Raw genomic sequence first — 14,737 nt, 5'->3', positions numbered from 1 at the left:
AGAATATGAATAAAAAGCCCGCTCATTTGAGCGGGCTTTTTGTTCAGCGCTATTTACCAGCCGCAGTTGCGGCCTTCGTTTTGTTTATCTAAATATGTTTGTAATGGTGCAAAGTAATCGAGCATTGCTGTTGCATCCATTTGCGGCTTACCTGTTACAGTTTCAAGCGCCTCTTGCCAAGGGCGAGACGAACCCATTTCAAGCATAGCGTTTAGCTTATCCCCTGCTTCTTTTGAGTTATAAATAGAGCAGCGATGAATGGCTTTATCGTTACCGGCAATTTCACATAAGCTGCGATGAAACTCAAATTGCAAAATATGCGCTAAAAAGTAACGTGTATAAGGCGTGTTACCCGGGACGTGGTACTTAGCACCCGGATCAAAATCATTTTCGCTACGTGCGATAGGAGCTTGCACTCCTTGGTATTTTTCACGTAGTTCCCACCATGCTTTATTGTAATTTTCCGGTGCTACTTCCCCTGAAAATACCTGCCAGCGCCACTGATCAACCATTAAGCTAAACGGCACAAAGGCGACTTTATCAAGTGCCATTTTCATTAATAAACCAATATCTTTAGATTCATCAGGTACTTGTTCAAGTAAGCCGATTTCTTTTAAGTAACCCGGTGTAACCGATAAGGCAATGGTGTCACCAATGGCTTCATGAAAACCATCGTTTGCACTTTCTTGATAAAATAAAGGTTGTTTATTATATGCGCGTTGATAAAAGTTATGACCTAATTCATGGTGAATAACTGAAAACTCTTCGCCTGTGCGCTGAATACACATTTTAATGCGTAAATCGTCTTTGCTATCGATATTCCATGCTGATGCATGACACTGCACATCTCTGTCTTTTGGTTTTACAAACAGTGAACGCTCGTAAAATGTCTCTGGTAGTGCGTCAAAACCCATTGAGGTAAAAAAGTTTTCAGCCCCTTTTACCATTTTAAGTTCGTCGTAATTATTTTGAGCTAATAACTCGGTTACGTCGTAACCCGGATCGGCGTTTTCTGGTGCAACTACATCGTAAATATTACCCCATGCTTGCGCCCACATATTACCAAGCAAGTGCGCTGGTATTGGCTGATCTTGAGGTACTTTTTCGGTGCCGTACTTTTCACCTAACTTTGCGCGAACATGACAGTGTAGCGAGTTATACAGTGGTTTAACTTGGCCCCAAATACGGTCAAGCTCAGTGGTGAAGTCATCAGCAGGCATATCGTATTTACTGCGCCACATAGCGCCCGTATCGGCATAACCAAGCTCCTTTGCACCTTCGTTGGTAAGTGCTACTTGTTGCTCGTAAAGTGGGCGCATGGGTTTTGATATTTCACGCCAGCCTTGCCATAAATCAAGTAGTTCGTTGTAATCTCGGCTGGTGGCCATTTTTGAAGTCATGTCGCCAAGGCTTAAACAGGTGCCGTCTTCTTTACAGTATTTACCTTTACCATATAGCCCGCCAAGCTCTGCGACAATTTGTGAAAGCTTCGCTGTTTTATCAGCGTCTTGTGGGGCTGGAAGTGTAAGTGCTAGTTTTAGTTTATCAAGCTTACGGCGAACATCGTAATCAAGCTCTAGTTCGTCGTATTTTGCAGCTTCATTTGCTAAACGCACGACTGTTTCGGTCATTTTACGGTTAACTTCAGCCGATAGAGCCGACGTATCATGAGTAATAAAGTTTGCGTAAATCCATTCTGCACGGCTCGATTCTAAATAAAGTGCACTTAGTTCTTTTTCTGTGTTTGTTATAAATGTATTTGCATCTTTAGCTGTTACAGCTTTTTTAGTGTGTGCTGAATTGGTAGTGTCTATCGTTACTTGCGCATCGCAGGCTGTTAAAGCAAGAGTACTTGCTACCATTAAGGCGCTCATACTTAGTTTAAATCGAAAGGGGGTCATGCTATTCCTTTAATTTATTGTTATTAAAACGTTGATAATAGCAGTGATGTTTAAAACAATAAAATGAATGCGTTAAGGCTCACGACTCGTCGTGCAATGATTGTATTTAAATTAAGATGGGTCATAATTAAGTTACTATTTTCATTCAATGTGTAAGGAATGTGCGCATGTTAATATTTATAATATTGCTGGTCGTGGTGGTGGTTATTTTTGCGGTTAAAGATATTCGCCTAAACTTGATTAGTCGTCCTACGTTTAAAATGTTCAAAAAGGTGCTTCCGCCATTATCGCAAACAGAGCGAGAGGCGATGGAAGCAGGTGATGTTTGGTGGGATGGTGAGTTATTTAGTGGTAACCCAGACTGGCAAAAACTGCACCGTTTTCCTAAACCAGAGCTTAGCGATAAAGAAAACGCATTTATGGCTAACCAAGTAGAGACCTTATTGGCGATGCTTGATGATTATCAAATTGTACAAAAAGACAAAGACTTACCAAAAGAAGTGTGGGATTACCTAAAAACAGAAGGTTTTTTTGCGCTGATCATTCCTGAAAAATTTGGCGGTCGTGAGTTCTCGGCAATTGCTAATTCAACGATAGTGTCAAAAATTTCGACTAAAAGCTTAACAGCCGCAGTCACTGTTATGGTGCCTAATAGCTTAGGTCCGGGCGAGTTACTTCTTCACTATGGTACTAAAGAGCAGCAAGATCGTTGGCTGCCAAGTTTAGCTAATGGTACAGATGTTCCTTGTTTTGCATTAACGGGACCAGAGGCGGGCTCTGATGCTGGCAGCATTCCTGATTCGGGCGTGGTGTGTATGGGTGAGCACAATGGCGAGCAAGTAATGGGCCTGCGTTTAAATTGGTCAAAGCGTTACATTACGCTTGCACCTGTGGCTACTGTACTCGGCTTAGCATTTAAAATGTATGACCCTGATGCTTTATTAGGTGATAAGAAAGAGCTAGGCATTACATGTGCACTAATACCAACCGATCATCCGGGTGTCGAAACGGGTGAGCGTCATTATCCGCTTAATATGGCCTTCATGAATGGTACCACTTACGGTAAAGATGTATTTATACCACTGGACTGGATCATTGGCGGTCAAGAGTGTGCAGGGCGTGGCTGGAGAATGCTTGTTGAGTGTTTAAGTGCAGGGCGTGGTATATCACTACCAGCATTGAGTGCAGCAACTGGACATTTAGCTTCAAAAATGACATCGGCATATGCCATGGTACGCCAGCAGTTTGGTGTATCTATAGGGCAATTTGAAGGCGTGCAAGAGGCACTTGCGCGTATTGGTGGTTTAACTTACACACTTGAGTCATGCAGATTAATGACCGCAGGTGCGATTGATTTAAAATTAAGCCCGTCGGTTGTAACAGCGATTGCTAAATACCATATGACTGAAATGGGTCGTACGGTAATGAATGATGCAATGGATATTCATTCAGGTAAAGGAATTCAAGTAGGGCCTAATAACTATTTGGCGCATGGCTATATGGGTATTCCAGTATCAATTACGGTTGAAGGCGCGAATATTTTAACGCGTAACTTAATGATATTTGGCCAAGGTGCAACACGCTGTCATCCATTTGTTTTAAAAGAAATGGAAGCCGCTGCAATGGAAGATGCCGACGCAGCACTTGAACAATTTGATGGTTTATTAATGAACCATATAATATTTGCAGCAAGTAATGCAGGTATGGCATTTGTGCATGGCTTAACACGTAGTTATTTTGCTAAAGCGCCTGTAGGTGGTGAAACGGCTGTTTATTATAAGCAACTGAGCAGAATGAGCCGAGGCTTAGCTATTTGCACAGACGTGGCTATGTTAATGCTTGGCGGTGAGCTTAAACGAAAAGAAATGATATCGGCACGTTTGGGTGATGTATTAAGTCATTTGTACTTAGCATCAACTGTTTTAAAACGTTATGAAGACGAAGGGCGCCAACAAGCTGATTTACCATTTGTAAAATATGCTATTGAGAACTCATTATTTGAAATTGGCCAAGCGTTTAATGGCTTCTTTAAAAACTTTTCAAACCCGGTTGTTAATTTTACCCTTAAACGTATCGTCTTCCCGCTTGGAAATCATTACCACAGACCAAGTGATGAAATTGCACAAAGTATTTGTGAGCGTATGACTCAACCGGGTGTATTTAGAAACCGCTTAACGCATTTATGTTATGTAGATGAAAATGCAGGTACAGGGGTCATGGAAAGCGCATTTTTAGCTATGCATGATATGCAGGCGCAGTTTAAAGACCTAAAACAATGGCAGCGTAAGGGCAGTGTGCCTGCAACGCTTGATATTGAAGGCGCTATAAATTATGCACTTGAGAATAAGTTATTAGAGCAAACGGATGCTGATGCAATGCATCACGCTAATAAGTTACGAAAGAAAGCCATTGCAGTTGATAATTTTCAACCAGGTGAGCTGTAGCGCAGTACTTTAAATACTAACTAAAGCGAAAAAGGCCTTACAAATGTAAGGCCTTTTTATGTTTAATTCATTTATTTTAACGAGCGTAAGGGTCGGCAACTATTTTATCTATGTACCATTTGCCCTTTTTACGAAGCATTTTTACACTGCGCATTTCGTCAATTTTATCACCATTTAAATAGCCGGTAAAAATAAGGTTTATTTTGGCGTTATCACCGTATTGTTCACGGATGCTCATATTGGTCATATCAACTTCAATGGTTACTTCATCATATTGCATATTTACTAAGTTACGGGAAAACTGTTTTGCAGTGCCGTAGGATTTCATGATGCGCGTAAGATTGGGTGTTGCCATGGTGCTGGCTTTTTGAAGGTCTTGCTGGTTATAAAGCGCATCAAAATAAGCGGTTGCTGTATCGCCAGGAGTGTCGCCAAGTGTTTTGGTATCGTCTCCACAGGCTGATAAAAATAAACAGATAACCAAACTTAATAAACTCGTGATTTTTTTCATATTAGTTATTATTAATTAGTTTTTTTAAAGTGTGTGGTTTATCTAGGAAGATGTAAAGGTATGGGGGGCAATAAATAGAAAATTGGATAATAAATAATAAAAAAGGATGCCTAAAGCATCCTTTCAAAAATCTTAAAATTACTTATTGCACTAACTCTTGCTCACTAAATTCTTCATCAAACATTGGGCTTGATAAGTAACGCTCAGTTGCACTAGGTAGGATAACAACAATATTTTTATCTGCGTTTTCAGGTTTTTCAGCAATTCGCTTAGCTGCAACAACCGCAGCACCTGACGAAATACCGACTAAAATACCTTCTTTTTTCATTAACTGATGCGCCATTGCAATTGCGTCTTCGTTAGATACAAGCTCGGCACCATCAATTAAGTCCATATCTAAGTTGCCAGGGATAAAACCAGCACCAATACCTTGGATTTTATGAGGGCCAGGTTTAATTTCTTCACCGGCAAGCGTTTGGCTAATAACAGGAGAGTTAGTTGGCTCAACAGCAATAGACTTAACGTTCAAACCTTTTTCTGTTTTAAGGTAGCGGCTAACACCTGTAATAGTACCACCAGTACCTACACCTGCTACAAAAAAGTCTACTTTGCCGTCAAGCGCATCGTAAATTTCAGGGCCTGTTGTTTCAAAGTGAATTTTTGGGTTTGCAGGGTTTTCGAATTGTTGTAATAAAATATACTTATCAGGTGCAGTTGCTTGAATTTCTTTTGCTTTTTCAATTGCGCCATTCATACCTTTAGCACCGTCGGTAAGTACTAGATTTGCACCTAATGCTTTTAATAGCTTGCGACGTTCTAGGCTCATGGTGTTTGGCATAGTAAGTGTTAACTTGTAACCACGTGCTGCTGCAACAAATGCAAGTGCAATACCGGTGTTCCCCGATGTTGGTTCTATAAGTTCTTTACCTTCAACAAGCTGACCTGACTTTTCAGCTTCCCAAATCATCGATGCACCAATGCGGCATTTGATACTAAAGCTTGGATTACGAGATTCAACTTTAGCGTATACATTCCCACCTGTAACACGGTTAAGTTTTACCAGCGGTGTATTACCGATGCTTAGTGAGTTATCTTCAAAAATAGTAGACATAATGTTCCTTTGGATGCAATCTGATCAACGTGTTAATAGCCTTTGCTACTAACTATATAAACACACTTTACTGTGAGTTTAAAAAAACTAAAGTAAAGTTTGGCTATAACATATATCTATTGGGCTTATAACCAGCCGAAATAAAAATCAATTATTAACGGTGCTTTAGTTATTATAGGTGCGGGCTTAATTTGAAATTTAAAGAGTAAAAACTCGTTTAGTCAAAAAATGTTCGAAAGAGCATTGGATCAAGCTGTATTTGTTCGTTATTTGTGCATATGAATGTAACTTGAATAGTTTTATCACACAATGCGTCTAAAACATGATAAAAACACGTATCTAAATTCAATTAAGCAATCACAATGAAGTTAATCTTAAAATTAATTGCCGGTATTGTGGCCGGTATCTTAGTCGGACTATATGTACCTATAACTGGTGTTGAACTTTTATTTACAGTAAAAGAGCTGATTGGTCAAATTATCTCCTTTACCATCCCTCTTATCATTTTATTTTTTATTGCATCGGGTATTGCTGGCCTACCAAAAGGGTCTGGTCACTTACTTGGTAAAACAGTCGGGTTTGCTTACAGCTCTACCATTATTGCAGGTACGCTTGCATTTTTATTAGTAAGTGCTGTTATCCCTTTTTTAAGTGGTGGCATAACATTTGAAGCAGAAGTTGCTACTGAAATAGGTAGTTTTATTGATTTAGAAATTCCACCTCTGATGGGTGTAATGACCGCATTAGTGACTGCTTTTGTATTTGGTATAGGCATGAGCCAACTAGAACTTGATACGCTTAAAAAGGTGTCTGATCAGGGTCGTGATGTAGTGGACGGGTTATTATCGAAAGTAATTATTCCAGCTTTACCATTTTACATTGCTGGCGTATTTGCCGAAATGACGGTGGCAGGCACTGTGGTAGATACGTTGCAAACATTTGGTGTAGTACTAATTGCAGCGCTTGTTATGCATTGGTTATGGTTAAGCGTTTTATATATAGCGACAGGTATATTGTTAAAACGTAATCCAATCGAATTAGTTAAAAATATGCTACCAGCTTACTTTACAGCGTTAGGTACTATGTCAAGTGCAGCAACGATTCCAGTATCGCTTCAATCAAGTAAAGCAAATAACGTTAAAGAAGATGTAGCTAACTTTACAGTGCCACTTTGCGCGACTATTCACTTATCTGGCTCAACTATCACTATAGTAACCTGTGCAATGGCTGTTATGTTTTTATCGCCAAGCATGGAAGTTCCTTCATTAATGGGTATGCTACCGTTTATTATGATGTTAGGTGTAGTAATGATTGCAGCACCGGGTGCGCCAGGTGGTGCAGTCATGTCGGCGCTTGGTTTATTAACAAGCATGCTTGGGTTTAATGAAGGTGCTGTTGCATTAATGATTGCACTTTATTTAGCACAAGATAGCTTTGGTACTGCGTGTAATGTAACGGGTGATGGTATCATTGCGTTATGGGTTGACAGATTTAGCGAAAAATCGTCATCTTAAACTATTAGAGCGAGGCAATAATATTAATTATTGTTTCGCTTTATGTATGTTACTGTGGCAAATTAATTTAATTAAATTGCATGTTGTTAGGTAAGTGAGGATGTTCCATTGATTAATGTACTTTTAGTTGATGACCATGAACTTGTACGAACAGGAATCAAGCGTATTCTTGATGACGTACGAGGGTTTAAAGTAATTGGCGAAGCTAAAACTGGCGAAGAGGCTGTGCAGTTTTGTCGTCAGCATGCGCCAAACATAGTATTAATGGATATGAATATGCCAGGCATGGGCGGATTAGAAGCGACTAAAAAGATTTGTCGTTACTGCCCAGATGTAAAAATTATTGTGCTTACTGTTAATTGTGAAGACCCGTTTCCGAGCAAGGTAATGCAAATTGGTGCACATGGCTTTTTAACTAAAGGTGCAGGCTCTGACGAAATGGTTCGTGCCATTCGTTGTGTTCATGCTGGTCAGCGTTACATTGCACCTGAAATTGCACAGCAGATAGCGCTTGCACAAGTGACAGGCCGCACAGATGAAAACCCTTTTCAGAGTTTATCTGAGCGCGAGCTGCAAATTATGCTTATGATCACCAAAGGTGAAAAAGCACAAAATATAGCTGAACGCTTAAATTTAAGCTCTAAAACAGTAAATAGCTATCGTTACCGTATGTTTGAAAAGTTAAATGTAGGTGGTGATGTTGAGCTTACCCATTTAGCTATTCGTCATAAAATGATTGATATAGACGTTTCGTACTAACTATAATTTATGTCTGAATTCGATCACGTACATTTTCTCAAAACGCTATCAAGTGAGCCGGGCGTATACCGCATGCTTGATAGTGACAACCAAGTTATTTATGTTGGTAAAGCAAAGCATCTAAAAAAGCGTGTGAGCAGTTACTTTAGAAGTAACATTACCGATAGCAAAACACGCGTTTTAGTGAGTAATATTTGTAACATTGAAGTCACCCTCACCAATACTGAAACCGAAGCGCTGCTGCTTGAAAATAATCTAATAAAAAAATATCAGCCTCGGTACAACATATTATTACGCGACGATAAGTCGTACCCCTATATTTTACTCACTAGCCATAAACACCCTCGTTTAGCATTTCATCGTGGCAGTCGTAAAATTAAAGGCGAGTACTTTGGGCCTTTCCCAAGCGCAGGAGCGGTATCTGAAAGCTTGCGCTTAATGCAAAAAATATTTCCTGTTCGTCAATGTGAAGATGCTTATTACCGCGCAAGAAGTCGCCCGTGTCTGCAATATCAACTTAAACGTTGCTCAGCTCCATGTGTAAATAAAGTAACTGATGATGATTACAGTGAGCAAGTTGACTATGTTCGTAAATTTTTAACGGGTAAATCTCACGAAGTTATTGCTGATTTAATAAAAAAAATGGAAGCAGCCAGCCTGCAATTAAACTTTGAATTGGCGGCAAAAGTTCGCGACCAAATAATGCTACTTCGTAAAATGCAGGAGCAACAGTCTATTTCTGGTAACTTTGCAGAAATGGATGTTGTCGGTTTTGCGCATTTAAACGGGTTAAACGGCATTCATTTATTAATGATCCGCGATCATAAAGTACTGGGTAGTAAAACCTATTTTCCAAAAGTACCTAAAGATTCGAGTGAGCAAGAAATATTGACTTCATTTTTAGGACAGTACTATTTAGCGCCAGGAGCAACAGGGCGTATCGCAAAAGAAATCATATTACCGTTTGAAATAGAAGAGAGCGGGGCACTCGGCGAAGCGCTTACACAAATAAGTGAGCGCAAAGTAACCCTTAAAGTAGTTACCCGTGGTGAGCGTGCTCAATACTTACAACTGGCCAATAAAAATGCATTAAACAGTATTGCAGTTAAGCAAAGTACCCAAGACTCTATTAATAAACGTTATGCACAATTAAAAGCAACACTGCGACTTGATGATATTACCCGAATGGAGTGTTTTGATATAAGCCACACCATGGGGGAGAACACCGTTGCAAGTTGTGTTGTATTTGACTCACAAGGCCCAAATACAAAAGAGTATAGGCGCTACAACGTAACAGGTATTACAGGTGGCGATGATTATGCTGCAATGGAATTTGCACTTAATAAGCGCTATAACAAGTTAGTAGACGAAGACAAAATTCCAGACGTTATCTTTATTGATGGCGGTAAGGGGCAGTTAGGACGCGCTGAGCAGTACTTTTCTAATTGGCCGCACACTAAAATGCCTTTATTAGTCGGTGTTGCAAAAGGAACGAGTCGTAAACCCGGTCTTGAAACACTATTGATTGACGGTGGACGCAAAACCATTCCGATGGATTCAGATGCGCCTGCGCTTCATTTGATTCAGCATATACGTGATGAGTCTCACCGTTTTGCTATTGCAGGGCATCGTAATAAACGACAAAAACAACGTACACAATCACTACTAGAAGAAATAAATGGAGTAGGTTCTAAGCGTCGCCAAACATTATTAAAATATTTAGGGGGCATGCAGGGTGTAAAAGCTGCTAATATAGAACAGTTAAAGAAAGTTCCTGGGATCAGCCCTGACATGGCTGAGAAGATATTTAACCATTTGCATGACAAGGGCTAGCCCTACATGCGAATATAGCAAAAAAGACATATCCAAGTAGTTATGTGGAATATTCCAAACACACTCACAACATTTAGACTTTTTCTTATCCCCGTTTTTTTGGTGATATTTTATTTGCCTTATAGCTGGGCTTTTTTTGCTGCCGCCTTTATTTTTTGGCTTGCATCGATCACCGATATATTAGACGGTTATTTGGCAAGAAAGCTTGAGCAATCAACTCCTTTTGGTGCTTTTTTAGATCCTGTTGCTGACAAAGTAATGGTATGTGCTGCACTTGTAGCGTTATCTGATCAGTACCAGTCAATGTATATGACAATACCTGCTCTTATTATAATAAGCCGTGAAATTATTATATCTGCACTTCGTGAATGGATGGCAGAGCAGGGTAAGCGTGGTAATGTAGCTGTATCAAATATGGGTAAAATAAAGACGGCTGCACAAATGTTAGCCATTATCGGTTTGATTTGGCAATATGATACGTGGATGAGCTATTTAAGTTTTGGACTACTGTACATTGCGACCTTTTTAACCTTGAGTTCTATGATGCAATATTTACGTGCAGCATGGGGTGAATTGACTAAAAATTAACTCTAAATGTATAATAACGCACCGTTTTAGATAAAAAACAAGCAAACAGTTCAAAACTAGCATTTTTTGTATTGACGCGTTTAATAATCTCTGTAGAATGCGTCCGTGTTGAGAGGGCATAGCCCCCGAGATAAACAAAACGGTAATTAATCAGTTACCTGAATGTTCACATAAATCATCATGTGTTGATTCAAATAACTGATAAATAAAATGCGGTACTAGCTCAGTTGGTAGAGCGCGACCTTGCCAAGGTCGAGGTCACGAGTTCGAGCCTCGTGTACCGCTCCAAGTTTATCTCAAGGTTATTACTCCAGTATTGGGGCGGAATGGCAGAGTGGCCATGCACCGGATTGCAAATCCGTTTACCTCGGTTCGACTCCGGGTTCCGCCTCCATTTCAACACTCCACACGCTTTAATTAGCAAACTCGATGCCCGAGTGGTGGAATTGGTAGACACAAGGGATTTAAAATCCCTCGACTAACAAGTCGTGCCGGTTCAAGTCCGGCCTCGGGCACCACTTTGTGGTTTAATTACATTACCAAGTGTAATTTATAAAATGGTTAATTTAGAATTAATATGATGCGGTACTAGCTCAGTTGGTAGAGCGCGACCTTGCCAAGGTCGAGGTCACGAGTTCGAGCCTCGTGTACCGCTCCAAGTTTATCTCAAGGTTATTACTCCAGTATTGGGGCGGAATGGCAGAGTGGCCATGCACCGGATTGCAAATCCGTTTACCTCGGTTCGACTCCGGGTTCCGCCTCCATATAATTTACTCCACACGCTTTAATTAGCAAACTCGATGCCCGAGTGGTGGAATTGGTAGACACAAGGGATTTAAAATCCCTCGACTAACAAGTCGTGCCGGTTCAAGTCCGGCCTCGGGCACCACTTTAAATTATTTTACCAAGATGATTTGAAGTTGATAAAACAGTATTTTGCGGTACTAGCTCAGTTGGTAGAGCGCGACCTTGCCAAGGTCGAGGTCACGAGTTCGAGCCTCGTGTACCGCTCCAAATTATTTGGATACATTTAGGCGGAATGGCAGAGTGGCCATGCACCGGATTGCAAATCCGTTTACCTCGGTTCGACTCCGGGTTCCGCCTCCATATAATTTACTCCACACGCTTTAATTAGCAAACTCGATGCCCGAGTGGTGGAATTGGTAGACACAAGGGATTTAAAATCCCTCGACTAACAAGTCGTGCCGGTTCAAGTCCGGCCTCGGGCACCATCTATCTATTAAGCGCTCTGCTTAAAAAATATCTAATAAATCTTCTAATATCTATAAAATATCCAGTAAAAATCCTGATTTATCATTTTTATGTTTTCTATGATTTATATTATCTTGATATGCACTATTTTATGCATGGTCTACCCAATAATAGCGTTGTGTGATAGTTCATTAAGAGTTTGTATATCTATCGTATTAAAGATATATATGAGTAAGCATAATTTAATATTTCCAAACCCAATCCTATAGCGCCTCAAATAAACCAGCCATGCAATCCTTAGCGACACACAGTACTTTATGCTAATGAATACACTTTGAACTGAACTAAGCGTCATAGACTTATGATAACAACCAGTAAAGTAGGCCATTAGCTTTAAAAAATTCAAAACAGTAAAGCAATCTACACCTCGAGAGCAAATAACCTTGAAAGCAAAGTTCAAACACCTATGTGCTGGTAGCATAAAGTAATACCAATCTGCTTATATATGGGGTCTATTTAAGGTTAAGGAAATTACGCTAGATTTAGGCAAAAATTTTTGTATCTAGTGTTCTAAATAAAAATTTTTAACGACGTTATAGTGCAATTTAATTCGTTAAATTGCTCAGAGATTTATGCAGGTTGGTATAGTTGTCGAATTGGTTGCTAACACATGCTCATTGGAAGTTAAAAATCGCGGGTAAGAGTAAGTCTAGAGTTATGGTGAGAACTTCAAATAGGTAAACAATAAAGTGCTTATACATAATGCAGAGCTATGGGCATTAAACATCTGTTTTTGTAGGTTGTCTTATCTAGGCTGATAATCAGATAATGTCTATACAGTTCTTATCGTCCGTAACAGCTTTTACTTATAAATGATCGAGTGTTATGTGTCAGGACTTTTTATTTTTAGAACTAAAAAAGCGAGCCGTAGCTCGCTGTTTATTGTTTATTTCCAGGCCTCGGGATCGACCTCTTTAGCAAGTTTAGGATGCTTACTTTTGTCAAAGGTGGGTATTAAGCCCTTTTTGCGTTGTTCGTTGTAATCTTTAGAGAGCCATACAACAACACCTGAAAGCATAAATAGCGCTATAACGTTTACAATGGCCATTAAACCCATTGATATATCTGCCAGCGTCCAAATTAAACCAAGCTCACCAACAGCACCAAACATCACCATACCTAAAACAACAAGTCTAAAGGTAAACATACCTTTATTAGAGTTGTGCTCTAAAAACATTAAATTTGTTTCAGCGTAAGAGTAATTAGCCACAATAGAAGTAAAAGCAAAAAACAATATAGCAATGGCAATAAAGTAAGTACCCCAGTCGCCGACATGTTCTTGTAATGCTGCTTGTGTAAGTTCAATCCCCATAACACCAGATTCAGGTACTAATTGCTGCGATAGTAAAATAAGAGAAGCAGTCGCTGTACAAATAACAATAGTATCAATAAATACACCTAGCATTTGCACATAACCTTGTGATGCTGGATGAGGAGGGTAAGGTGTCGCAGTGGCTGCGGCATTAGCTGCACTACCCATACCAGCTTCGTTTGAGAATAAGCCACGCTTTATACCTTGGATCATAGCTTGTGTAACACCATAACCAATTGCACCTGCACCAGCTTGTTCAATACCAAAAGCACTTTTTATTATAAGTACAATTACATCAGGTAATGCAGTAAAGTTAATAGCGCATACATAAAGAGCCACTAACAAGTAAGCTAATGCCATAAATGGGACAACCATTTCAGCAAAACGAGAAATCGTTTTCAAACCACCAAAAATAATAATACCAGAGCCAATAACCAAGCAAATGCCTACTATATACTTAGGTACATCAAACGCTACTTCAAATGCTGCAGCAATAGAGTTTGACTGTACGGCGTTAAATACCAAACCAAAGGCTAAAATTAAGCATAACGAGAATAAAGTCCCCATCCAGCGTTTACCTAAGCCGTTTTGCATATAATAAGCAGGGCCACCTCTAAAATTGCCATCAGCATCTTTTGTTTTATAAGCCTGAGCCAAAGTACTTTCAGCAAAGCTTGTAGCCATACCTATTAATGCAATAAGCCACATCCAAAAAATAGCACCTGGCCCACCTAGGTATAAGGCAACAGCAACACCAGCCATATTACCTGTACCAACACGTGCAGCTAACGAAGTACAAAAAGCCTGAAAGGATGAAATTTCATTATCGGCACATTTACGAGAGCCAAACATAACTTTGAACATATGTGGAAATTGCACAAACTGAATAAAGCCTAGTCGAAAAGTAAAAAAGAGGCCTGCTGCTATTAATAAGTAGACGAGAACTTGGCCCCATAGAAGGGCACTTATACTGTTTATTATGTCTGTCATGGATACTGCCTAAATACATGAGTTAAAAAAAGTGACCGCAACTTATCACATCAGGATAAAAGTGTTTAGTTTTAAAGTTCAAAAACAGAGTTATCAACAGGGTTTTGTGGGTAACTTGTGCTTATCATGTGTGCTTGCTTGGGGCTTAATTTTAATTACTATTTTATGCAAATAACGCTTGCGTAAAATCCGCCGCTCCCTATAATGCGACCCCACTGAGACAGGAAACGCCAACGCATAGCGAAGAGCGAACTACTCAGAGAGTTAAATAAAACTTCGGTTTTAAATTGTCGAAAGAAAGTTTAAAACTAAGTGTTGACTCGAAAAATAAAGGGTGTATTATTCGCATCCCTTGAGACGCTAAAGCGACTCAAAACGTTCTTTAACAATATAAAGCAATCATCTGTGTGGGCACTCGTACAGATTGAGTTCTAACAGCCAACCTACTTAGGTAGCGAGGCAAACAAATTAGAGTCTCAATTGAAAACTGAGTGACCAACAG

At 39.7% G+C, this 14,737-nt stretch carries 9 protein-coding genes and 9 tRNA genes; 14 read left to right on the top strand and 4 right to left on the bottom strand.

Annotated elements, in window-relative coordinates; translation table 11 throughout:
• Positions 1-53: 53 nt before the first annotated feature.
• Entirely contained in the window at positions 54-1,901 is a 1,848-nt protein-coding gene (locus tag GQR45_RS17960) for a M2 family metallopeptidase (RefSeq protein WP_165726641.1), read from the bottom strand.
• 167 nt (positions 1,902-2,068) lie between these two features.
• On the opposite strand from GQR45_RS17960, the gene GQR45_RS17955 reads away from it, so the two are divergent.
• On the top strand, positions 2,069-4,345 hold the full coding sequence (locus tag GQR45_RS17955) for an acyl-CoA dehydrogenase (protein ID WP_165726640.1): 2,277 nt from the start codon (positions 2,069-2,071) through the stop codon (positions 4,343-4,345).
• Between the two features lie 76 nt (positions 4,346-4,421).
• Here the strand turns inward: GQR45_RS17955 and GQR45_RS17950 are convergent, their stop codons facing one another.
• Together GQR45_RS17950 and cysK are read right to left on the bottom strand one after the other, a co-directional pair.
• On the bottom strand, positions 4,422-4,856 hold the full coding sequence (locus tag GQR45_RS17950; protein WP_007587009.1) for a hypothetical protein: 435 nt from the start codon (positions 4,854-4,856) through the stop codon (positions 4,422-4,424).
• Between the two features lie 142 nt (positions 4,857-4,998).
• Complete coding sequence (gene cysK, locus GQR45_RS17945) at positions 4,999-5,967, bottom strand: cysteine synthase A (RefSeq protein ID WP_002963138.1); 969 nt, start codon at positions 5,965-5,967, stop codon at positions 4,999-5,001.
• A 362-nt stretch (positions 5,968-6,329) separates the two neighbouring features.
• On the opposite strand from cysK, the gene GQR45_RS17940 reads away from it, so the two are divergent.
• The 13 genes from GQR45_RS17940 to GQR45_RS17880 all read left to right on the top strand — a co-directional run bounded on the left by GQR45_RS17940 (position 6,330) and on the right by GQR45_RS17880 (position 11,893).
• Positions 6,330-7,481 (top strand): dicarboxylate/amino acid:cation symporter, encoded by a 1,152-nt coding sequence (locus tag GQR45_RS17940; protein WP_007587010.1) that lies wholly within the window; start codon positions 6,330-6,332, stop codon positions 7,479-7,481.
• A 108-nt stretch (positions 7,482-7,589) separates the two neighbouring features.
• On the top strand, positions 7,590-8,240 hold the full coding sequence (gene uvrY, locus GQR45_RS17935; protein ID WP_002963136.1) for a UvrY/SirA/GacA family response regulator transcription factor: 651 nt from the start codon (positions 7,590-7,592) through the stop codon (positions 8,238-8,240).
• A gap of 9 nt (positions 8,241-8,249) precedes the next feature.
• Positions 8,250-10,073 (top strand): excinuclease ABC subunit UvrC, encoded by a 1,824-nt coding sequence (uvrC, locus tag GQR45_RS17930; protein ID WP_165726639.1) that lies wholly within the window; start codon positions 8,250-8,252, stop codon positions 10,071-10,073.
• Between the two features lie 42 nt (positions 10,074-10,115).
• Positions 10,116-10,661, top strand: coding sequence for a CDP-diacylglycerol--glycerol-3-phosphate 3-phosphatidyltransferase (pgsA, locus tag GQR45_RS17925; RefSeq protein ID WP_165726638.1), 546 nt, complete (start codon positions 10,116-10,118; stop codon positions 10,659-10,661).
• Between the two features lie 212 nt (positions 10,662-10,873).
• Positions 10,874-10,949, top strand: a tRNA-Gly gene (locus GQR45_RS17920).
• Positions 10,950-10,981: 32 nt separating this feature from the next.
• A tRNA-Cys gene (locus tag GQR45_RS17915) sits at positions 10,982-11,055 on the top strand.
• Positions 11,056-11,092: 37 nt separating this feature from the next.
• Positions 11,093-11,179 (top strand) — tRNA-Leu (locus GQR45_RS17910).
• A gap of 64 nt (positions 11,180-11,243) precedes the next feature.
• A tRNA-Gly gene (locus tag GQR45_RS17905) sits at positions 11,244-11,319 on the top strand.
• Positions 11,320-11,351: 32 nt separating this feature from the next.
• Positions 11,352-11,425, top strand: a tRNA-Cys gene (locus GQR45_RS17900).
• 38 nt (positions 11,426-11,463) lie between these two features.
• Positions 11,464-11,550 (top strand) — tRNA-Leu (locus GQR45_RS17895).
• Positions 11,551-11,599: 49 nt separating this feature from the next.
• Positions 11,600-11,675: transfer RNA gene (locus GQR45_RS17890), tRNA-Gly, on the top strand.
• 19 nt (positions 11,676-11,694) lie between these two features.
• Positions 11,695-11,768: transfer RNA gene (locus tag GQR45_RS17885), tRNA-Cys, on the top strand.
• A 38-nt stretch (positions 11,769-11,806) separates the two neighbouring features.
• Positions 11,807-11,893: transfer RNA gene (locus tag GQR45_RS17880), tRNA-Leu, on the top strand.
• A gap of 926 nt (positions 11,894-12,819) precedes the next feature.
• Here GQR45_RS17880 and GQR45_RS17875 read toward each other — a convergent pair.
• A complete protein-coding gene (locus tag GQR45_RS17875; protein ID WP_165726637.1) occupies positions 12,820-14,235 on the bottom strand; it encodes a sodium:alanine symporter family protein in 1,416 nt (471 codons plus the stop codon).
• Positions 14,236-14,737: the final 502 nt, after the last annotated feature.

Source organism: Pseudoalteromonas sp. SA25, from assembly GCF_011378705.1.
GTDB lineage: Bacteria > Pseudomonadota > Gammaproteobacteria > Enterobacterales > Alteromonadaceae > Pseudoalteromonas > Pseudoalteromonas arctica.
This window is presented reverse-complemented; position numbering and strand designations above follow the sequence as displayed.